Below are 21,354 nucleotides of genomic sequence, written 5' to 3' on the forward strand. Positions count from 1 at the left end.
TAGTAAGTTTACTTTCGAGGAGGAAAAGGAATGTCACACATTCAATTAGATTATTCCAAATTAGCACCATTTGTTGCTGACCATGAATTGGAATACATGCAAACACAAGTCACTGCAGTGGACAAAGCATTACGTGAAGGTACAGGAGCTGGTAATGATTTTACTGGCTGGATTGATTTACCAGAAAACTATGACAAAGAAGAATTCGCGCGCATTAAAAAAGCAGCAGCAAAAATTCAATCTGACTCTGAGGTATTAGTAGTCATTGGTATCGGTGGTTCATATTTAGGTGCCCGTGCAGCAATTGAATTTTTGACACATTCATTTAATAATCTATTATCCAAAGAAGAACGGAAAGCGCCACAAATCTTCTTTGCTGGAAATAGCATCAGCTCAACTTATTTAGCTGATTTAATCAATGTGATTGGTGATCGTGATTTTTCTGTGAACGTTATTTCAAAATCTGGAACTACGACAGAACCAGCGATTGCTTTCCGCGTCTTTAAAGAGTTATTAATTAATAAATATGGCAAAGAAGAAGCCAATAAACGTATTTATGCGACAACTGACCGTGCTAAAGGAGCAGTAAAAGTTGAAGCTGATGCGGAAGGTTGGGAAACATTTGTGATTCCTGATGATGTGGGCGGCCGTTTCACTGTTTTAACGCCAGTAGGTCTTTTACCAATCGCTGTTAGCGGTGCGGATATTGATCGTTTAATGGAAGGTGCAAATGATGCCCGTAAAGAATACGGCGCAACGAGCGACTTAAAAGAAAACCAAGCCTATCAATATGCTGCGTTACGTAACATTTTATATCGCAAAGGCAAAACAACTGAAATGTTAATTAACTATGAGCCTGGCATGCACTATTTCTCTGAATGGTGGAAACAATTATACGGTGAATCAGAAGGAAAAGATGGCAAAGGTATTTTCCCAGCAGCCGCAGACTTTTCAACTGACTTACATTCCATGGGTCAATATGTTCAAGAAGGTATGCGTAACTTATTTGAAACAGTGGTTAAAATTGAAAATCCACGCCATAGCATTTCAATTCCAGAACAAAATGAAGACTTAGATGGCCTAGGCTATTTACAAGGAAAAGAAATTGACTTCGTCAATACAAAAGCGTTCGAAGGTACGTTGCTTGCTCACACAGATGGTGGTGTGCCAAACATGATCGTTAAAGTGCCAACAATGGATGCTTATTCATTAGGTTATGTTATGTACTTCTTCGAAATTGCAGTGGGCATCTCAGGTTACTTAAATGGGGTTAATCCATTTGACCAACCAGGTGTTGAAGCTTACAAACGCAACATGTTCGCTTTATTAGGTAAACCAGGTTTTGAAGAATTAGCAAAAGATTTAAATGCACGTCTATAATTTGTAAATAACAGAAGAAAAGAGCCAGAAACACTTACGTTTCTGGCTCTTTTCTTCTGTTTAAATTATTTTTCCAATGGTTCGTTCCATTTTTTAGGACTCCAAATAGTTCCTTCCAATGCAACTTGAAGACTTTCATTATCATCTTCTAATTGTTCAATATATTTGATGGTTTCCTCGATAATAAAAGAATTGGGTTCTTCACTGATTGACTGAAGTTGTTCTGCTAACCATGTATTTCTCATTTTTCTTCACCTCAAAATGTAGTCTATCATAGGTGAGCTTTTTAGTAATGAAACTTGCTTATTGGTTTTCCTTTAAAATAGCATAAATTCGTTCAATATCCGCTTGGGTACCTCTTAATTCATAATCAGCTAAGAAGGGGAAGTTAAATTGTTCCGCATACTGTTTAGCTGTCAGGCAGTATTGGTGGTTAAAGTTTTTATTGCCGCTGCCCACCACGCCAGAGCAATAACGATAATTATTTTCAAAAGCAAGATATTCTCGCATGACTTCTGTTAAAATTTCGGTATTGCCATTGTTGATGCCATCGCCACCATCTAAATAGGTAGGCACAAAGGTAAAAAATGGTTCTGTTTCTACTTCTAACGGAGAATTTTCCGAAATTTCTTTGAAAGTAATCGTAGGATTTTTTTCGTTGTGCTGATGTTGCTCTTCAGAATAAGTTGTTAAACGTTGAACAAATGAGCGTGTATTACCAGAGATTGAAATATATCGTATATTCATCAGAGATCCCTCCAAATAAATTTAATTGTTTACGTAAGTATAGCACATCTATGTGAAAAAAATTCAAGATCAATAATTATAAAGCGAAAAAATAATGCCTTTTTATTACCTATTATAAAAGTGAAAATTTGTTATTTTAATTCATTTGGGTAAGTATTGAATTTTGCGAAAAACTTTGCTAAGATGGTAGAGTATTGAATAAAGAATGGTTGGGCGAAAGCTTCAAGGATTCAGTTCTTCAAGGGGTGAGAAGAACAATTTTTGAGTTTGCGCCTTTTTGCATACCTAAAACAAAAGGGCTGAGCGTATCTCTATTTCGCTAGTCCTTTTTCTTATATGCTAAAGGTGTAAAAACTAAGGAGGTGGAGACAATGGTACAAGAAGTACTAGAGCAAATCAAGGCAGCGGAAGATGCGGTGGAAGAGCATCGGCAACAAGCTAAGATGAATTGTCGTTTATATGAAGAACAGAAGCAAGAACGTTTAGCTGAACTACGTCAAGAGAGTGAAGAAGCTGTTGAAAAAGTGCTGACGGATTCACTAGCAACGCAAGAAAAGATGTTACAACTTGAAAAAGAACAACTTTTAGATGAAACAAAGCGCACTGAACAAGCGCTTCACGAACGTTATGAAGCGAACAAAGAACAAGTCATTGATTCAATTATTGAGAGGGTGAAAGACGTTTATGGCAGTTAGTAAAATGGAAAAAATGACAATAATTGCCGCTGCCGAAAAAGAAGCAGCAATTCTACAAGCCATTCAAGGCTTGCAAATTGTCGAAGTAAAACGGATTTTTCATTCGCCTGAAGAAGAACAAGCCTTAAAGAGTCAATATTCTTTTTTACAAGCAGAACAGTCAACTGAACAGCTACGTAAATATGAAACGATGCTACAACAATTGCAAGAGCTTCTTTTATTTTTGACACGCTCTTCAGGAAAAGGGTTAAAGATAAAAAGAAAAGTCTATACCTTAGAAGAGTTGGAACAAACCTTTGATGAAGAAACATTACAAAGCTATTTGACGGAATTAAAGAATATTCAAGAATCTTTGAAACAAATTCAAACGGATCGTCAAGGATTAGAAGCTGAAGAAGAATTATTAGGCCGCTGGCAATATCTGGATGTTCTACCGCACAAACAGCAGTTAAAAAGTAGTTATGTCGTTCATGGTTCGATAAATCTAGCCAATAAAGCCAGTTTCTTGAGCGCTTTGTCTCAATGGCCAACGGTTTATTTTGAAGAAATTTATCAAAGTATGCATCATAGTTACTTTACACTCGTTTACCTGAAGGAACATCAGCAGAGTGTAACCGAGTTATTAAACCAATATAGCTTTGAACCACTCCAATACCGTTATGATGTTCCGCCTAAAGAGGCATATCAACAAGTCAAAGAACGATATGAAATTTTACAAAAAGAAGAAAAAGCCTTAAAGCAACAACTGGCTTCTTATCATGATTTCTATGAAACGTTTTGCTTGGCTGAAGAAGTCTTATTGGCGGTTATCCAAAGAGAACAAGCACGTCAACATTTGTTAAATGCTTCATCATTTTTCATCTTGCAAACGTGGATTCCAGTCGAAGAAAAAGCCGAGATTTTGACAGCGATTGAAGAAAAAGTTCCTAAGGACGAAATAGCTCTTACTTTTGAAAATCCTACGAAGGCGGAAATTGAGACGGATATACCAGTTAAACTAGCGAATAATAAATTGGTGCAGCCGTTTGAAATGTTAACAGAGATGTATAGCTTACCAAAATATGAAGAAGTTGATCCGACACCTGCGATGATGCCGTTTTATCTAGTCTTTTTTGGTATGATGGTAGCGGATATTGGCTATGGCTTACTGATGCTACTCTTGTCTATTATTGCTTTGAAAGCATTTGTTTTACCGAGAGGCATGAAACGTTTTGCCGACTTTTTCTTGATTTTATCATTTCCAACAATTATTTGGGGCTTCATTTACGGTTCGTTTTTCGGTGCAGCATTACCGCCAATAATGTTTGGAATCAAATCACCATTTCCGATTTTATCAACGACCGAAGATGTAAATACGATTCTTATTTTATCGGTTATTTTTGGGTTTATCCAATTGGTTGTCGGTTTAATGATTAATGGGATTCAGTTATCAAAACAAAAGCGCTATTTAGATAGTATTAACGAAAGTTACGCTTGGTTAGGGATTTTGTTTGGTTTAGCATTGTTAGTCGTTGGTAAATTAGTGGTTAAAAATGAAGGCTTATTTACAGCAGGTGCGATTTTAGCTAGCCTTTCTGCCATTGCAATTATTGTGATTCCAATGATTCAATCGAAGGCCAAATTAAAAGGCTTAGCCAAAGGACTGTATGGACTATACGGTGTGACAGGTTATGTCGGTGATTTAGTTAGTTATACACGTTTGATGGCGTTAGGAATTGCTGGGGGAAGTATTGCTTCAGCGTTTAATATGCTCGTAGAGTTCATGCCGCCAGTTGCCCGTTTTAGCGTGGGCATCTTGCTGTTAATTGTTTTACATGCGTTAAACATATTCTTATCGTTATTAGGTGCTTATGTTCATGGCGCACGTTTGCAATATGTTGAGTTCTTTGGAAAATTTTACACAGGCGGTGGCCGGGCGTTTAATCCGCTAAAAACAAAAGAAAAGTATGTCAATGTTGAGAAAAAATAGAAAATTATTTATTGGAGGAAAATAGAGATGATGGATTACTTAATTAATAATAATGGTGGAATTGTTTTTGCAGTATTAGGAATGGCAATGGCGACAATTTTTGCTGGGATTGGATCAGCCAAAGGGGTTGGCTTTACTGGGGAAGCAGCAGCAGCTTTAACGACGGAGCAGCCAGAAAAATTTGGTCAAGCGTTAATTTTACAGTTATTACCAGGTACACAAGGACTATATGGTTTTGTTATTGCTTTCTTAATTTATATTAACTTAGGAAACGATATGAGTATGGTTCAAGGATTGAACTATTTTGTAGCAGCTTTACCAATTGCTTTTGCAGGATTGTTCTCTGGGATTGCCCAAGGTCGTGTAGCCGCTGCGGGGATCCAAATTTTAGCGAAGAAACCAGAACATGCAACAAAAGGAATTATCTATGCTGCCATGGTTGAAACTTATGCCATCTTAGGGTTCGTAATTTCCTTCTTACTTGTATTGAACGTCAAATAATTGAGGAGGCAGATGGATGGATGCCATTGAAAAAATCATCAGTGAAATTAAGCAGCAAGGAAAGCAAGAAGTCGAAGCCTATGTCACCAGTGAACAAACGCGCATCGATCAAGAATTCCAAGCAGCACAACAAGAAATTTTGCTGAAGCAAGAACATGAAATAGAAAAACGACAACAACAATTATTAAAAGAATTTAAACAACGCCAACAACGGCAAACACTAGAAATTCGTCAGGATGCATTAAATAAAAAACAAGCATATCTTAACCAATTATTTGACGAAGTGGTCTTAAAGATGAGTGAATGGTCAGCGGAAGAATTTCAACAATTCATGAAAGCACAATTAGGTTCACTTGAATTAACAGGAAAAGCAACCATTCTTTTAGGCGAGTATTCTCAAACGAAAGTGACGCAAGAATGGCTGACCGCCCTTTCTGATGCTACTGTTCAATGGGAGCTTTCAGAGGAAGTTGTTCCAAAAGAAAGTGGCTTTATCGTTGCAAAAGACGGTTTGGATTATAATTTTCTCTTTTCAGCATTAGTTGAAGAGATTCAAAAAACAGAAGGCTTTAAAGTAGCAGAAAAACTTTTCAGTTAAGAAGGGAGGACGTAGCATGAGAAAACCAACGTATCATCAAATTAATCCGCTGATTCGTTTAAAAGAAACGGAGCTGCTTTCTGAGCAACAGTTTCAACAACTTTTAGAAGCGGAAACAGTTGAAGACGTTAAAAATATGTTAAAAAGTACGGTTTATCAACCTTATTTAACCGAAACTTTTGAAGAAAAATTTGACTACCATTCTTCTGAAGCGCTGGGAAGTCTTTATCGCTGGTTATATGAAATGGCTCCAGAACCAGCTGTAGTAACGTTGTATACGATGCGTTTTACCTTCCATAACTTGAAAATTTTGACGAAAGCTGAGCGAACAGGTAAAGATTTTGATTATCTTTATTTAGAAGATGGTCGTTATTCTCTAAACACAGTCAAAAGTGCCATTCATACAAAAAACTCTTCCGAACTTGAACCAGCATTATTAGAAGTGATCCGTGATGTTTTTGCCTATCTGGAAGAAGGCGGTTTGCCGCAAGCAATTGATATCCTTTATGATCGAGCATTTTTACAGCAACAGCGAAAATTAGCGGATGAATTGGGGTATGAAGAGTTAACGAAGGAAGTCATCGCTTTTATTGATTTAACTAATCTATCAACGATGGCTAGAGGGATTGTTCAACATCAAAACAGCAACTTTTTATCAACCGTGATTTCTAGCGCTGGCAGTCTCTCAAAGAAAGAGCTGTTGACCTATGCGGAAAAGTCACTTGTAGAATTTACAGCATTTGTCAGAACAACGAATTACGGACAACTATTAGAAAAGATTATCAATAAAGAAACCAATGAATTAAATTTATTGGCTTTTGAAAAACTCAAAGATGATTACCTGACCTCAATGTATGAAAACGGTCGGACGGTTGCTTTTGGGCCGCTCCCATTACTAGCCTTTTTGAATGCGAAAGAAGTTGAATGGAAAAATTTGCGTTTAATTTTGGTCGGAAAACATAGTGGGTTTTCAAATGAAAAAATTCGAGAAAGGATGCGAAAAGTCAATGGGGTATAAAATTGGTGTCATTGGAGACAAAAATTCAATCTTACCATTTAAACTGTTTGGCTTTGAGGTCCATCATGCCATTTCAGAAATGCAAGTTAGAGAAGCCATTGAAACTATGGCGAAAAATAAGTTTGGGGTCATTTTCATAACGGAAGAAGCCTCTACTTTAGCAGAAGAAACGATTGAACGATACAAAGAACAAGTGACACCAGCGATTATTTTGATCCCAAGTCATAATGGTACAATCGGAATCGGTTTAAGTGAGATTGAAAAAAATGTTGAAAAAGCAATTGGACAAAATATTTTATAATGCAAAGGAGAATGAGCGTGCAAATTGGAAAAATTGTCAAAGTTTCAGGTCCTTTGATTTTAGCTGAAAACATGTCAGATGCTAGTATCCAAGACATTTGTCATGTAGGAGATTTAGGCGTTATCGGAGAGATTATTGAAATGCGAGGCGACGTCGCTTCGATTCAAGTATATGAAGAAACAACAGGCATTGGACCAGGAGAACCAGTTATTTCAACAGGAGAACCATTATCTGTTGAATTAGCCCCAGGTTTAATTGCCGAAATGTTTGATGGTATTCAACGACCATTGGATACATTTCAAGAAGTAACCCACAGTAACTTTTTAGGCCGTGGCGTTAAAATTGATGCATTAGATCGTGAGAAAAAATGGACGTTTGAACCGACTGTGGCAGTTGGTGAAGAAGTGTCGGCAGGTGACATCGTCGGTGTGGTTCAAGAAACACCGATTATTCAACATAAAATTATGGTGCCTTTCGGCGTTTCAGGAACGATTGTCGAAATTAAAGCAGGTGACTTTGCCATTGATGAAACAGTTTACTCAGTGAAAACGGCTAAAGGAACGGAAAGTTTTAGCATGATGCAAAAATGGCCCGTTCGGCGGGGACGTCCCATTTTAGAAAAACTAAGTCCCAAAGTACCGATGGTGACCGGACAACGCGTAATTGATACCTTTTTCCCAATTACGAAAGGCGGAGCGGCAGCAGTTCCAGGACCATTTGGCGCTGGAAAAACAGTCGTTCAGCACCAAATTGCCAAGTGGGCCGATGTCGATTTAGTCGTTTACGTTGGTTGTGGAGAACGCGGGAATGAAATGACAGATGTTTTAAATGAATTTCCAGAATTAATTGATCCAACAACTGGTGAGTCTTTGATGAATCGGACGATTTTAATTGCGAATACGTCAAATATGCCGGTAGCGGCACGGGAAGCCTCGATTTATACAGGGATTACCATTGCAGAATATTTCCGTGATATGGGTTACTCAGTCGCAATTATGGCGGATTCTACTTCTCGTTGGGCAGAAGCGTTACGAGAAATGAGTGGTCGGTTAGAAGAAATGCCTGGTGATGAAGGCTATCCAGCCTATTTAGGTAGTCGCTTAGCTGAATATTATGAACGAGCAGGACAAGTCATCGCGTTAGGAAAAGATCATCGTGAAGGAAGCATTACGGCGATTAGTGCGGTTTCGCCATCTGGTGGGGACATATCAGAACCTGTCACACAAAATACGTTACGCGTTGTTAAAGTATTCTGGGGCTTAGATTCTCAATTAGCACAAAAACGTCATTTTCCTTCTATTAACTGGTTGCAAAGTTATTCTCTTTACTCCACAGAAGTAGGGCAATATTTAGACTTGGAATTGCAAGGAAACTGGGCCGCTATGGTAGCTGAAGGGATGCGGATTTTACAAGAGGAATCTCAATTGGAAGAAATTGTTCGTTTGGTTGGGATTGATTCCTTGTCGGATAAAGACCGTTTAACGTTGGAAACAGCCAAATCATTACGGGAAGACTATTTGCAACAAAATGCTTTTGATGACGTGGATACGTTCACTTCTCGAACCAAACAAGCGAAAATGTTGCAATTGATTCTAACTTTTGGTAAAGAAGGTCAAAAAGCCTTAAGTTTAGGCACTTATTTCTCTGAGTTAATGGCGGGAACAGTTGAAATCCGTGATCGCATTGCTCGTAGCAAGTATTTACCAGAAGAAGAATTAGAAAAATTGGATCGTTTACAAGCAGAAATTAAAACAACGATAAAAGAAATCATTGCTGAAGGAGGAATGACGAATGATTAAAGAATATCGCACAATCAATGAAGTCGTTGGTCCTCTGATGATTGTTGAAAAAGTGGCAGGCGTAAAGTACGAAGAATTAATTGAAGTACGCATGCAAAATGGCGAAATTCGCCAAGGGCAAGTTTTAGAAATCAATGGAGATAAAGCGATGGTCCAAATTTTTGAAGGAACGAGTAACATCAATATTCGTGATTCAAAAGTTCGCTTTCTGGGACATCCTTTAGAATTAGGGGTTTCGCCAGATATGATGGGGCGCGTTTTTGACGGCTTAGGTCGCTTAAAAGATAATGGACCAGAATTATTACCTGAGAAAAAATTAGATATTAACGGCGAAGTTATCAATCCAGTTGCTCGTGATTATCCCGATGAGTTCATCCAAACAGGGATTTCAGCGATTGACCATTTAAATACCTTAGTTCGTGGTCAAAAATTACCTGTTTTTTCAGCTTCTGGCTTACCTCATAAAGAATTAGCAGCACAAATTGCCAGACAAGCCAACGTGTTAAATAGTGAAGAAGAATTTGCCGTAGTTTTTGCGGCCATTGGGATTACCTTTGAAGAAGCGGAATATTTTATGGAAGATTTCCGTCAAACAGGCGCAATTGATCGTTCAGTCTTGTTTATGAACTTAGCGAATGATCCAGCCATTGAACGGATTGCAACGCCTAGAATGGCTTTGACAGCCGCTGAATATTTAGCTTATGAAAAGGGCATGCATGTCTTAGTTATCATGACGGATATGACCAATTATTGCGAAGCGTTACGGGAAATTTCAGCAGCACGCCGTGAAGTTCCAGGACGTCGTGGTTACCCAGGTTATCTTTACACGAACTTAGCAACGTTGTATGAACGGGCAGGACGAATTCGTGGCTCAAAAGGTTCCGTAACACAGATTCCTATTTTAACAATGCCAGAGGAGGATAAAACACATCCAATTCCCGATTTAACTGGCTATATTACAGAAGGGCAAATTATCTTGTCCCGGGAACTATATAAGAGCGGTATCCAACCACCAATTGATGTCTTGCCATCACTTTCCCGTCTTAAAGACAAAGGAACTGGTGAAGGCAAAACGCGCGGGGATCATGCAGCGACGATGAATCAATTGTTCTCAGCCTATGCACAAGGGAAACAAGCCAAAGAATTAGCTGTCATTTTAGGAGAATCAGCTCTTTCCGATGTCGATAAAATTTACGCAGCTTTTGCCCAACGTTTTGAAGAAGAATATGTCAATCAAGGATTCGATACAAACCGTTCGATTGAAGAAACGTTAGATCTTGGGTGGGAACTATTAAGTATGCTACCGAGAACAGAACTAAAACGAATTAAAGAGGATATGCTCGATCAATATTTAACTGAAGGGAAGTAGAAAAATGGCTCGATTAAATGTTAATCCAACCCGTATGGAACTTTCCCGATTGAAAAAACAGTTAACTACGGCCACGAGAGGTCATAAGTTGCTGAAAGACAAACAAGATGAATTGATGCGACGGTTTATTGCGCTAGTCAAAGAAAACAATGAGTTACGTATTCAGGTTGAACAAGAAGTGACGGATGCGTTATCAAATTTTGTATTGGCAAACGCAACGTTGAACGAAGCCTTTATTGAAGAGTTAGTGGTAATTCCAGCCGAAAAAGTTGAATTAGAAATTATTGAACAGAACATCTTAAGTGTGCCAGTTCCTAAAATGATTTTTGATTACGATGAATCGGTTCAAGAAGCACCCTTAGATTATGGCTACGTGAATTCAAACAGCGAGCTTGATCAAGCTTTTGCTAAAATTTCAAGCATTTTACCGAAATTATTAGCACTTGCAAATGTTGAAAAGACGTGCCAATTATTATCAAAAGAAATTGAAAAAACGCGTCGTCGTGTCAACGCCTTAGAGTATATGACGATTCCACAATTAGAAGAAACAATTTACTACATTCAAATGAAATTAGAAGAAAATGAACGTGGCGAAATTACACGTCTAATTAAAATTAAAAGCATGAACAAAGAAAATTAATGGTTAGAAAGAACGAGTGCGAAGCCAGTTGGTAGCTTTCGTGCTCGTTTTTAATAAAAAAGGGAGTGGAAAAAATGAAAAATGAAGAACGCCGCAAAGCGATTGCACTGAATTGTCAAAAATACGAAAGTGACTATGCTCACTTGGTGGAACCAATCAATGAGCTACTGTTAAACTTGGGAGCGGCTATTTCAGAAGAAGCCGCGAAGCAAATCATTCTGAATGTAAAACGATATCATCACGGCGTGAAATATCTTCCTGAGTGTCATTTAGATGAAAGTAACCAATTTATCGAAGATGGGCTTGAAGCTCTTAAAAAGGGAGATTTAGGCAACGGTGCGTTACAACTATTTGGGGCTGGCTTAAACTTTGCTAGTTTTGCAACAAAAGCACAAGGAACCAAAAAAATTGATGCCCACCAAATGTTGGCAGAACGTTTTACGAAGTTGTTGTCTGTACAAATGGATAATGATAACAAACAATAAAAAAATACCCTTGGTTTATTAAGTCATCTTAATAAACCAAGGGTATTTTCTTAACTGTTATCATTAGGATATTCAGACACCTGTAATTGCCATAACTTATCTGTCACTGAAGCAATAAACGCAGCACTCTTAGCATTATCAGGTCCTTTAGTAAAAATTGCTAAAGCAAAGGGGTGAGGTGTTTCTAAAATCCCCATATCATGAATAAATTCATCATAGGAACCAATTTTATGAGCAACTTTTCCTTGAGTTGTGGGAGTATCCATTCTTTCATGGAAAACACTTTGTTTCATAGAATCATAAATCGCTTGGTAATCTGGTTTTGTTGCTTTTTCAGTATATAATTTTTGTAGAATAACAAGCGCATCTTCCGAAGAAAATTGTGGCTCTTCAATCGAAGGTGTCTTGTGCAAATAACGCTGATACATTTCTCGTTTTGCTTTTGCATCACCACCCAATGTATCATAGAGCATATTTTTAGCGATATTATCAGAATAGGTGATGGCATATTCTTGTAACGTTTTTAATGGATATTCTGGTTGGATATTATAGGCAATGATCCCAGTTCCTTCTTCATAATCTTCTTCGGCGTTATAGGGAATCAGGTCTGTCCATTTTTTTTGACCAGAAGCAACCGTGTCGGCGACTAGCATCGTCAGGGGCACTTTAATAGTACTAGCTGTATAAAATTCATGTTGGCCATTCACGGAACGCTGTTCGCCAGTTTCCAAATCTAAATAACTAATCCCGACCGTTCCTTCAAATTCTTTGACAGAAGCGACGAGCAGGTCATTTATTTTATCAAAAAATACTGTATTTGCTGAATTATTTTCTTCCTTGTCTTTCGTATGCTTCTCATGTTTGGCGGAATCAATTGTAACTTTTTGTTCAGATTCTTTGGCATAATCTTCGCCACGACTTGAGAAGAAGAAGCCCACAATTAGGAAAAAGCAAAGAAAGAAAATGGTGCCGTATAGTGAGAGTTGCTGTTTCTTCAATGTAAAACCCTTTCCGTTTCTCTAATAGATATTTTTCTCAACTCCTCCATTTAATCATTTTTCGGATAAGAGCGCAAGCGTCTTTTTAACGGCACTACTGGTTTTGTTTCATTTGTTTTTGGAGTGCTTGCGATTGCTTTAATAGCTCTTTGCCGATAGTGGTATCTTTCACCAATAGCCGCTGTAAGGGACGATCGATGACTTGTTTGATGGAATGAATGTCTTGATTATTTAAAATGGCTGTTTCTTTACTAGAAAAAGATTTATGCGCGGTCAGTTGTAAACCAAACGAGTTGTACAACAATGTATAACCAGCAATTCCAGTAATTGTCTGATAAGATTTTGAAAAGCCGCCGTCAATTACGAGAAGCGTGCCATTTGCTTTGATTGGCGATTCGCCTTTTGTTCGTTTAACTGGTGTATGGCCATTAATGATATGTCGATTTTCACCAGTCACTTCAAATTCATCTAGGATTCTTTCACAAACTTCAACCGTATCACGCAAAGAGTAGTAAGGATTCTTTTCTTCATGATGTGTTTCTTTTTCAGCGAGAAAATAACGCTCAAAGGTTTTCATAGCTCGTTTACCAAATAATGAGGAACCTTCGCCACACCAAAGATACCATAAACAATCTGTTGCATAGTCATCTGTACTAGCAGGCTGAGCATAAGCTTCTTCTAACATTTCCTGAAAGAAGTCAACTAAAGCTTTTCCTGAATAGGAGTGGCCTTTAAATGTATAAGCTTGAAAAGTACCGTCCGCATTCAGAGGCAGACAGCCATGAATCAATAAATTTTGATTATACACAAGGTAAAGAGAAGCTTTTTCCATTAGAAAGTGCATGTGTTTTGTTAACCGCGGTGAAGATTGAAATTGCGTTAATAAATCATCAATTATCTGTTTTTCCTCACGTGTTAATTGGTAAGGCTGCTCTTCAGAAACGGTTTGGAAACAGCTGTTAATTAATGTATAACGACATTTGTCAAAAGTAATAGTTTCCCCTTGAATCTTATCTAAGCGTAGCCGATGTGCCAAGTTAAAATCAGGGCGTCGACCAATAATTTGGCCTTCTAGTTTTTCTTGAATAATGGCAATGGCTTGTTGCACACGCATCGCTACTTGTTTTTCAGCTTCAGTTAACGCACGATAGGGATTTTTCTTGGGTGCAAAAGCAGGATTTTCTTTATACGTTTCTAAACTAAATTTTTTTAAGGCGGTTAAATCGATAGCATAACGTTCTTCTAACAAATCTAAATTTCCATAGCGAGCACAAATACGTACTACATTGGCTAAACAAGCCAGTGAACCACTATAAGCAGCCAGCCAAATCATATCATGATTGCCTAGTTGAATATCCAAGGAGTGATAGGACATTAATCGGTCCATAATTTTATCTGGTGCTGGCCCCCGATCATAGATATCACCAATAACATGTAGGTGATCAATAATCAGACGTTGGATTAGATAAGCTAATTCTGTCACGAAACGTTTGGCTTCACCTAGTAAAATAATTTTTTCAATAATTTGTTGATAGTAACCGTTTTTGGTTGTTGTTTCATCATATTGATAAATCAATTCTTCGAGAATATACCCATAGGTTTCAGGAAGGGCTTTGCGAACTTTAGAACGTGTGTACTTCATCGAAGAAGAACGGACGATTTCAACCAGACGGCGAATCGTTAATAGCCACCATTCATAAGAGAGGGCGCTTTCATTTTCTAAAAGTGTTAATTTTTCTTCTGGATAGTAGATAATAAAACAAAGCTCGTCCATCTGATGGGCATTTAATTCTTGTTTAAATAAAAATTGAACTTTTTCTCGGATTCGCCCAGAACCATTTCTTAAAATATGGTCAAAAGCTTCAAATTCACCATGTAAATCACTGACAAAATGTTCTGTTCCTTTCGGTAAATTCAAAATTGCTTCCAAATTAATAATTTCTTCAATTTGTTGATCGCGGTTCAGTGTAGCCAAGTCATCTGCCTTCTTTCTTTTTCGTATATACCAATTTTGATTTAAAAGATTAAAGTCTTGATAATAAAGGTTTTTTATTCGTATGCCAATTATTGTAGGCTATTTGGCTAAAAAAAGCAACAGGAGAAAGTCAGAGAAAAATGTGGAAAATTATAGGAAGCTACTGGGTTTTATGCTATGATTTTTAATAAAACAAAATGAAGGGGCGGGAAAACATGTTATTTGGTACAGCAAAAATGAATCGGGAAAATCATTTAGAAATCGGTGGTTGTGACATCGTAAAGTTGGTGAAAAAATTCGGGACGCCGTTATTTGTCTATGATGTCGCTCATATTCGCGCACAAGCACGTGGTTTTAAACAAACGTTAAATCAATTAGGTATCAAAAATAAAGTGGTTTATGCAAGTAAAGCATTTAGTTGTTTAGCTATTTATCAAGTGTTAAAGGAAGAAGATATTGCTTGCGATGTTGTCTCTGGTGGAGAACTATTCACAGCTTTAAAAGGGGGCATGGAGCCAGCGGAAATTGAGTTCCATGGAAATAATAAAACCCCTGAAGAATTACGTTATGCTTTGGATAACAAAATAGGTACAATTGTCATTGATAATTTTTACGAAATTGACTTGTTGGAAGAATTATTAGCTACACGAAACCAAACACAAAAAGTTCTTTTTCGAGTGAGTCCTGGCGTGGATGCAGAAACACATGATTACATTTTGACAGGTCAAGAAGATTCAAAATTTGGTTTTGATGTTGCAAGTGGCCAGGCAACAGAAGCGCTCGTTCGTCTTTTATCGAATCCCTCTTTTGATGTGCAAGGGGTCCATTGCCATATTGGCTCGCAAATTTTTGCTGTGGAAGGCTTTTTAGCTGCTGTTGAAAAAATGTTCACTATTTTAGAAGACTGGCGGCAAGTCCATCAATTTACAGCACGTGTTTTAAATATGGGTGGTGGTTTTGGTGTGCAGTACACGCAGCAAGATGAGCCATTAGCACCAGCAACATTTGTTGAAAAAATTGTTTATTCCTTGAAAGGTCATTGTGAACAATTAGGGTATCCACTGCCTGAGCTTTGGATTGAACCAGGCCGCAGTTTAATTGCCGAAGCGGGCACAACGATATATACAGTTGGCGCGCAAAAAGAGGTTCCTGGTGTTCGTCATTTTGTTTCCGTAGATGGTGGCATGGGTGATAATATACGGCCTGCTTTGTATCAAGCAGTTTATGATGGTTTTCTAGCGAATCGTGAGGGGCATGATTCAGTCAAGAAAGTCACAGTGGTTGGTAAATATTGCGAATCAGGAGATGTCTTACTTCGAGATATTTTATTGCCAGAAGTTAAAGCAGGGGATTTATTGGCCATTAGTAGTACGGGGGCTTACGGTTATTCAATGGCAAGTAATTACAACCGAAATCCTCGACCAGCGGTGGTTTTTGTCGAAGATGGACAAGCAAAATTAGTTGCTCGCCGTGAGACATATGAAGATATGACAACGTTGGATTGTTGATAGATTAAAAGTAGCCGTCTCTTTTTGAGACGGCTGCTTTTTTTCAAAAAATAACAAAATGTAAGGGTGATTTCTTTCAGAAATGAAAAATCCATAGTATATTAAATGAAGAAGGAAATACTTTAGAAGAGGGTGTGATTTGCAGATGAAATGGCTCCTCGGGTTACTGATCATTTTTGCAATGATTGGCGTTGTTTTTTCTGTTTACATTGCCAATTATTTTTTGAAAATCGCGTTGCTTAAAGACAACCCTTGGTATCATAAAAAAGGGCATCGGTTATTAAATCCTGATAATTTTCAAGAACGAGAAACAAGATATACTAAAATAGAAGAACAACAAAAACAAGAAGGCGAAGCTTTTTGGACAGAGTCTTTTGCTGAAGATCGTTGGTTGAAAATTAAAGATGAAACATTGTATGCACGGTGCTTTATTCCTTATCCAGATAACCATCGTTGGGCGATTTGTGTGCATGGTTATCGTTCAAACGGAAAACGCGATATGGCATATACTGCATTACGTTTTGCAGAAGAAGGCTACAATGTTTTAGTTCCCGATTTGCGTGCGCACGGGAAAAGTTCAGGGAATAAAATTGGGATGGGATGGCTGGATCGGTTAGATTTATTAAGTTGGCTTAGTGAAGTTCTTGCCATTGATATGGAAGCAGAAATTATTTTAGTGGGCGGTTCCATGGGAGCGGCTACTGTCATGATGGCAAGTGGTGAAAAGTTACCAACGAATGTGCGCGGATTAATAGTGGATTGTGGCTACACTTCTGTTTATGATGAATTTAAATACGTCCTACATGAATCTTTTCATTTACCCGCTTTTCCTATTTTAACAATTGCTAATCAATTAGCATTAAATAACTATGGCTTTCAATTGAAAACCGCTTCTTCCGTGAGACAATTACACAAAAATACGTTGCCCACATTCTTTATTCACGGTACAGGTGATCGCTTTGTTCCAATGACAATGTTTGAAGAAAATTTAGCGGCAACTCAGGGGATAAAAAAAGGCCTCATTGTTGCTAAAGCACCACATTTATCTTCAAGTGTCTACGAACCTGAAAATTATTACAGTAGTATTTTTGAATTTTTGGAAGAAAACTGTCCTGCGGTAAAAACAATATCCGACTAAAAAAGACATGGATTTTCATGATTCCATGTCTTTTTTTTGTCTGACTCGTTTAGTTAAATTTAAAGTGCTTAAAAAGAAAAATAACGGCGCCAAACTACCAAGGCAAAGGAACCATTTCATTGAATAAGTTAACTCTTGCTGTAAAAGAGATTCTCGTATATAGCTGAAACCTTCGCCATGGACCCGCAAATAAATATAAATGTAAGCAAAAAGAATCACTAAAGGCAAAATACAGACTTCTAATATTTCCAAAAGATAAGGAAAGGTTTTATTTAATAATTTGAGGCGTGTCTTATTCAATAGATAAGCAAAAATGAAAATCGACCATAAAAAACCAAAAAAACTAATCAAATAAAAAATCAGATTCGCACTTCCTGCGTTCATAAAAGCTTTCGGGAAAAGTAGTCTGCCGATGAATGTATTTTTAATTGTAAAAGGAACATCAAAAATGGAAATATAAAGACAAAAAAGTACTAATGTTAACAAGGCATGCCAAATCTTTTTCTCCATTTCATTTAAAAAATATCTAATTACTTGGTACATTTCCATAAACTGTCGCTCCGTGTTTGAAATAATTGTAGTTTTGACTATACCATAGCTGTTCTCAATTTTCTTGAAAAAAATACACGCAACCAGCCTCGACTATACGAAACACACAGAGTGTCTAAAAAATAAGTTGCCGATCGCATTTTTTCGCATGCTAGTGTTGCACTTCTGTTTCGTTGGTGTTTTCTAATTACTGATTTGTTGATTAAAAAAGGGCAGGAGGGAGCGTTTTTCTAGTATAATAATATAAAAGAATATAGAGAAAATCGTAGGATGGGAGTTATTCAAAGTGGCGGAGATTACAGTTAAGACAATTTCAGCGAAAGATGATTTAAAGAAGTTGCTTTTGGGTCAAGAGTATGACCAACAGCAGCCAGTTAAAAATATTTTAAAAGCTAGAACATCGAATGTCCATATTGAAAAGTACGAGGTTGTGGAGGATGTTTTTTTAAAGTTAACTGGGAAGGCGACCGAGCACAAAGATATTATGAACTCATTTTGGACAACGTATAAAATTATGTTACAACTTGTTTATCCCAATTTCTTTAGACCAGCGGAAGTAATTGGGGAAAATCAAGAAAGCTATTTAGAAAAACCTTCTGAACAGAATTTGCTTGCAGTAAATAGCAAGTATCCGCCTCATGATTCCGGGACATCGGCTGTGATTTCGGACCGATATTTAACTTATTTTGACCAAGCTTTTCCTGACTATTTACCAAATCCTGTACCCAAAAAATATACATGGAATGAATTCCTTCTCGACAATTTTACTAACTTTGAGCGAGTTCATCAGGACCCACAATTAAAGCGTTTTGCCGAACTTACCCATTCAATTGGAAACATTACAGTAGTTCCACTAGGATTTAACAGCGGAAGAAGCTTATCGTTTAAAGATTATTGGGATTATTCCTTAGAACAACTTTCGATATTTTTAGCTTCATTTCATTCATGGGAAAGCTACGTTCATACGTATGAGATGCAACCATTTTTAAATGAACAGTATCAACCAGTAGCGCTATGGAAAAATCATTTGAAAAAAGACTCGTTTATCTTACCTCAGAATATAGAGGAGATAAATGAATATTTAGTTCAAGTAAATCAACGAATAGAAAAAAGAGGGCAGCGAATAGTGAATCGGTTGTAATGAAATAAGAATCGCCTTTTCGCTAAATGTTGAAAGACTCGAATCGTGTGCTCTTTTATTGACTCAGAAACAGAGAACAATTAAACTACTAGATTAGTATCAAAAAATAATTGCGTATAGGGCTAACCAGTCGCATGTTTAAATACCTTTTCGGTCTTATGTAAGTAACAAAAGTTATTAGTACGAAGCAATCATTTTAGAAAGGAGCTTTTATGCAATTCACATTATTAAATCAAGAAAATCAAGCCTATTGGGAAGCAACCTACATAGAAGCTTTTCCAGAAGAAGAGAGACTGCCATTTGATCAATTATTGACGTCTTCTCAAGCAGGAAAATTTCATTTGTTTGTTATTCAAGAGGCGGATGAGAACGTGGGGATTTTGTTAAATAGTCCAATTGCACCTGAAGCAACCTATGTCTTTTTCTTTGCAATTGATCAGCACCACCGAAACCAACGATTAGGCTCAACCGTGTTAGAGTTATTGAAGACACGTTATCCTAAGGGGGTTCTTTTAGAGAGTGAAGAAATTGGCAAAAATGCAGCGAATGAAGCCCAAAGAGAAAAACGTTATCAGTTTTATGAAAGAAATGGCGTGCAGGATACAGGGTATCTGATTATGGATAGAGGACTCACTTTTCATATCATGTTTGCTGGAGCGTCAGGCTTCGGTGGAACGCAGCTACAGTTTTTATTAGACTTCCATCCAGTAGCAAAAATTTGGAAAAAGCCAAGTATTGATGGCATCAGGTAGTTTTTTTCAAATAAGTAAATTAAACAAACAAAAAAACATATGAAAGAACGGACCAATCGGTTCTTTCATATGTTTTTTATCATTAGTCTCGAAATAACTAGCGAATACCCAAAGCAATTCGTGCGTAACGGCTCATTTTATCCGTTGTCCAAGCAGGATACCAGACTAATTTTACTTCGATATTATTCACTTCAGGAATATCTTTTAAAACACCATGGATTTGTTCTGTTAAAACATCTGCTAACGGACAACCCATTGTGGTTAAGGTCATTTTGATGACAGTATCACCAGTTTCTTCTGCAAATTCAACTTCATAAATTAGTCCTAAATTAACAATATCGATGCCTAATTCAGGGTCAATCACTGTTTCTAATGCAGTTAAAATATCTTCTTTAATTGCTTCAACTTCTTCGGTTGAACGTTGTTGAGGTTGTTCACTCATTCGTCTTCTACTCCTTTGCAAGTTGCCTCTTTACTATCATACCTTTTTTAAGAATGTTTGTAAATGAGAAGTATCTCACATGTCATGGAATTTACTGATTTATTAAAAAAGCTCATAAAATTAGAAATTCATTTTATTTTAATTGAAATCTCATTATTTTGTTGACATTAGAAAACAATGAGTTTAGAATGATCGATAACAATCTAAATTTAATTTTTGGATATTTTTAAAAAACTGAATTTTCAGTCAATTGGAAATATCAAAGGGAGGATTTTATGAAAATTAAGCAGGTACATGTTAGGGCATCGAAAATTAAACTGAAAGAAACATTTACGATCGCTTTGGGGACGATAGAATCAGCGGATAGTGCAATTGTGGAAATTGAAACAGAAGAGGGATTAGTTGGATATGGAGAAGGAGGGCCAGGCATTTTTATTACCGGTGAAACGTTGGCTGGCACGATTGAAACGATCGAATTATTTGGCCAAGCAATCATTGGCTTAAACCCCTTTAATATTGAGAAAATTCATGAAGTGATGGATAAAATATCTGCTTTCGCTCCAGCGGCAAAAGCAGCAATCGATATTGCTTGTTATGATTTGATGGGTCAGAAAGCTCAACTGCCTCTTTATCAATTGTTAGGCGGCTATGATAACCAAGTAATAACGGATATTACACTAGGTATTGATGAACCAAATGTGATGGCACAAAAAGCCGTCGAAAAAGTCAAACTAGGTTTTGATACATTAAAAATTAAAGTCGGAACAGGAATTGAAGCTGATATCGCAAGAGTAAAAGCGATTCGTGAAGCAGTTGGCTTTGATATCAAGCTCCGCTTAGATGCAAATCAGGCTTGGACGCCCAAAGATGCTGTTAAAGCAATTCAAGAATTGGCAGATTATCAAATTGAATTAGTGGAACAGCCAGTTAAAAGGCGCAATTTAGAAGGTCTAAAATACGTTACTTCACAAGTTAATACGACAATTATGGCTGATGAAAGCTGTTTTGATGCTCAAGATGCGTTGGAATTAGTTAAAAAAGGCACAGTCGATGTTATCAATATAAAATTAATGAAGTGTGGCGGCATTCATGAAGCGCTGAAAATTAATCAGATTTGTGAAACAGCAGGCATCGAATGCATGATTGGTTGCATGGCGGAAGAAACAACCATTGGCATCACGGCTGCTGCCCATTTAGCTGCTGCTCAAAAGAATATCACACGAGCAGATTTAGATGCGACATTCGGTTTAGAAACTGCGCCCGTAACTGGGGGCGTATCCTTAGAAGCAAAACCATTATTGGAATTAGGAGAAGCAGCTGGATTAGGCATTTCTCATTAAAAAAGGAGT

Annotated in this window: 22 protein-coding genes and 1 other annotated feature; of the genes, 16 read left to right on the plus strand and 6 right to left on the minus strand. The window is 37.3% G+C overall.

The window, feature by feature from the left end:
- Positions 1 to 30: 30 nt before the first annotated feature.
- Entirely contained in the window at positions 31 to 1,380 is a 1,350-nt protein-coding gene (locus IGL90_RS06035) for a glucose-6-phosphate isomerase (protein ID WP_002357685.1), read from the plus strand.
- Positions 1,381 to 1,445: 65 nt separating this feature from the next.
- Here the strand turns inward: IGL90_RS06035 and IGL90_RS06040 are convergent, their stop codons facing one another.
- Both IGL90_RS06040 and nrdI read right to left on the minus strand, forming a co-directional pair.
- Positions 1,446 to 1,625, minus strand: coding sequence for a hypothetical protein (locus IGL90_RS06040; RefSeq protein WP_002357684.1), 180 nt, complete (start codon positions 1,623 to 1,625; stop codon positions 1,446 to 1,448).
- A gap of 58 nt (positions 1,626 to 1,683) precedes the next feature.
- On the minus strand, positions 1,684 to 2,127 hold the full coding sequence (nrdI, locus tag IGL90_RS06045) for a class Ib ribonucleoside-diphosphate reductase assembly flavoprotein NrdI (protein ID WP_002382293.1): 444 nt from the start codon (positions 2,125 to 2,127) through the stop codon (positions 1,684 to 1,686).
- Positions 2,128 to 2,334: 207 nt separating this feature from the next.
- Positions 2,335 to 2,382: a sequence feature (sodium ion sensor (DUF1646 type); this cis-regulatory element may regulate processes involved in with the transportation of sodium ions), on the plus strand.
- Between the two features lie 116 nt (positions 2,383 to 2,498).
- Between nrdI and IGL90_RS06050 the strand changes: the two genes are divergently transcribed.
- The 10 genes from IGL90_RS06050 (at position 2,499) to IGL90_RS06095 (ending at position 11,502) form a co-directional block, all read left to right on the plus strand.
- Positions 2,499 to 2,822, plus strand: a complete 324-nt coding sequence (locus IGL90_RS06050) for a V-type ATPase subunit F (RefSeq protein WP_002381927.1) — start codon at positions 2,499 to 2,501, stop codon at positions 2,820 to 2,822.
- A complete protein-coding gene (locus IGL90_RS06055) occupies positions 2,812 to 4,791 on the plus strand; it encodes a V-type ATP synthase subunit I (protein ID WP_002379422.1) in 1,980 nt (659 codons plus the stop codon). The genes IGL90_RS06050 and IGL90_RS06055 overlap by 11 nt, the downstream gene beginning before the upstream one ends.
- 27 nt (positions 4,792 to 4,818) lie before the next feature.
- Entirely contained in the window at positions 4,819 to 5,292 is a 474-nt protein-coding gene (locus IGL90_RS06060; RefSeq protein WP_002363905.1) for a V-type ATP synthase subunit K, read from the plus strand.
- Positions 5,293 to 5,308: 16 nt separating this feature from the next.
- Positions 5,309 to 5,890 carry a V-type ATP synthase subunit E gene (locus tag IGL90_RS06065; RefSeq protein ID WP_002365627.1) on the plus strand — a complete coding sequence of 194 codons (582 nt, stop codon included), beginning with the start codon at positions 5,309 to 5,311 and terminating at the stop codon, positions 5,888 to 5,890.
- Between the two features lie 16 nt (positions 5,891 to 5,906).
- Complete coding sequence (locus tag IGL90_RS06070) at positions 5,907 to 6,908, plus strand: V-type ATPase subunit (protein ID WP_002369446.1); 1,002 nt, start codon at positions 5,907 to 5,909, stop codon at positions 6,906 to 6,908.
- On the plus strand, positions 6,898 to 7,209 hold the full coding sequence (locus IGL90_RS06075) for a V-type ATP synthase subunit F (RefSeq protein ID WP_002357676.1): 312 nt from the start codon (positions 6,898 to 6,900) through the stop codon (positions 7,207 to 7,209). The genes IGL90_RS06070 and IGL90_RS06075 overlap by 11 nt, the downstream gene beginning before the upstream one ends.
- A gap of 17 nt (positions 7,210 to 7,226) precedes the next feature.
- The gene (locus IGL90_RS06080) at positions 7,227 to 9,008 is read left to right on the plus strand and encodes a V-type ATP synthase subunit A (RefSeq protein ID WP_048737245.1); all 1,782 of its coding nucleotides are present in this window, start codon (positions 7,227 to 7,229) and stop codon (positions 9,006 to 9,008) included.
- Positions 9,001 to 10,377 carry a V-type ATP synthase subunit B gene (locus tag IGL90_RS06085; RefSeq protein WP_002357674.1) on the plus strand — a complete coding sequence of 459 codons (1,377 nt, stop codon included), beginning with the start codon at positions 9,001 to 9,003 and terminating at the stop codon, positions 10,375 to 10,377. Before IGL90_RS06080 ends, IGL90_RS06085 begins: the two co-directional genes overlap by 8 nt.
- A gap of 4 nt (positions 10,378 to 10,381) precedes the next feature.
- Positions 10,382 to 11,017 (plus strand): V-type ATP synthase subunit D, encoded by a 636-nt coding sequence (locus IGL90_RS06090; protein WP_048737243.1) that lies wholly within the window; start codon positions 10,382 to 10,384, stop codon positions 11,015 to 11,017.
- A gap of 74 nt (positions 11,018 to 11,091) precedes the next feature.
- Positions 11,092 to 11,502, plus strand: a complete 411-nt coding sequence (locus IGL90_RS06095) for a hypothetical protein (protein ID WP_048737241.1) — start codon at positions 11,092 to 11,094, stop codon at positions 11,500 to 11,502.
- Positions 11,503 to 11,552: 50 nt separating this feature from the next.
- Here the strand turns inward: IGL90_RS06095 and IGL90_RS06100 are convergent, their stop codons facing one another.
- A complete protein-coding gene (locus tag IGL90_RS06100; RefSeq protein ID WP_048737255.1) occupies positions 11,553 to 12,440 on the minus strand; it encodes a serine hydrolase in 888 nt (295 codons plus the stop codon).
- 154 nt (positions 12,441 to 12,594) lie between these two features.
- Positions 12,595 to 14,475, minus strand: a complete 1,881-nt coding sequence (locus tag IGL90_RS06105) for a fructose-1,6-bisphosphatase (protein ID WP_048737239.1) — start codon at positions 14,473 to 14,475, stop codon at positions 12,595 to 12,597.
- 197 nt (positions 14,476 to 14,672) lie between these two features.
- Here IGL90_RS06105 and lysA point away from each other — a divergent pair, with 197 nt between their 5' ends.
- Positions 14,673 to 15,983, plus strand: a complete 1,311-nt coding sequence (gene lysA, locus IGL90_RS06110; RefSeq protein ID WP_048737237.1) for a diaminopimelate decarboxylase — start codon at positions 14,673 to 14,675, stop codon at positions 15,981 to 15,983.
- 145 nt (positions 15,984 to 16,128) lie between these two features.
- Positions 16,129 to 17,121, plus strand: coding sequence for an alpha/beta hydrolase (locus tag IGL90_RS06115; protein WP_016617300.1), 993 nt, complete (start codon positions 16,129 to 16,131; stop codon positions 17,119 to 17,121).
- A 15-nt stretch (positions 17,122 to 17,136) separates the two neighbouring features.
- On the opposite strand, the gene IGL90_RS06120 is transcribed toward IGL90_RS06115, so the two are convergent.
- Complete coding sequence (locus IGL90_RS06120) at positions 17,137 to 17,670, minus strand: hypothetical protein (protein WP_002360384.1); 534 nt, start codon at positions 17,668 to 17,670, stop codon at positions 17,137 to 17,139.
- Positions 17,671 to 17,956: 286 nt separating this feature from the next.
- Between IGL90_RS06120 and IGL90_RS06125 the strand changes: the two genes are divergently transcribed.
- Both IGL90_RS06125 and IGL90_RS06130 read left to right on the plus strand, forming a co-directional pair.
- A complete protein-coding gene (locus tag IGL90_RS06125) occupies positions 17,957 to 18,811 on the plus strand; it encodes a hypothetical protein (protein WP_048737233.1) in 855 nt (284 codons plus the stop codon).
- Positions 18,812 to 19,023: 212 nt separating this feature from the next.
- The gene (locus IGL90_RS06130) at positions 19,024 to 19,563 is read left to right on the plus strand and encodes a GNAT family N-acetyltransferase (RefSeq protein WP_048737232.1); all 540 of its coding nucleotides are present in this window, start codon (positions 19,024 to 19,026) and stop codon (positions 19,561 to 19,563) included.
- Between the two features lie 97 nt (positions 19,564 to 19,660).
- Here the strand turns inward: IGL90_RS06130 and IGL90_RS06135 are convergent, their stop codons facing one another.
- Positions 19,661 to 20,005: a metal-sulfur cluster assembly factor gene (locus IGL90_RS06135; protein WP_002357660.1), complete on the minus strand. Its 345-nt coding sequence runs from the start codon at positions 20,003 to 20,005 to the stop codon at positions 19,661 to 19,663.
- 275 nt (positions 20,006 to 20,280) lie between these two features.
- On the opposite strand from IGL90_RS06135, the gene IGL90_RS06140 reads away from it, so the two are divergent.
- Positions 20,281 to 21,345: a dipeptide epimerase gene (locus IGL90_RS06140; protein ID WP_048737230.1), complete on the plus strand. Its 1,065-nt coding sequence runs from the start codon at positions 20,281 to 20,283 to the stop codon at positions 21,343 to 21,345.
- Positions 21,346 to 21,354: the final 9 nt, after the last annotated feature.

The sequence above is a fragment of the Enterococcus sp. DIV1307a genome (genome assembly GCF_050537425.1).
Taxonomy (GTDB): domain Bacteria; phylum Bacillota; class Bacilli; order Lactobacillales; family Enterococcaceae; genus Enterococcus; species Enterococcus faecalis.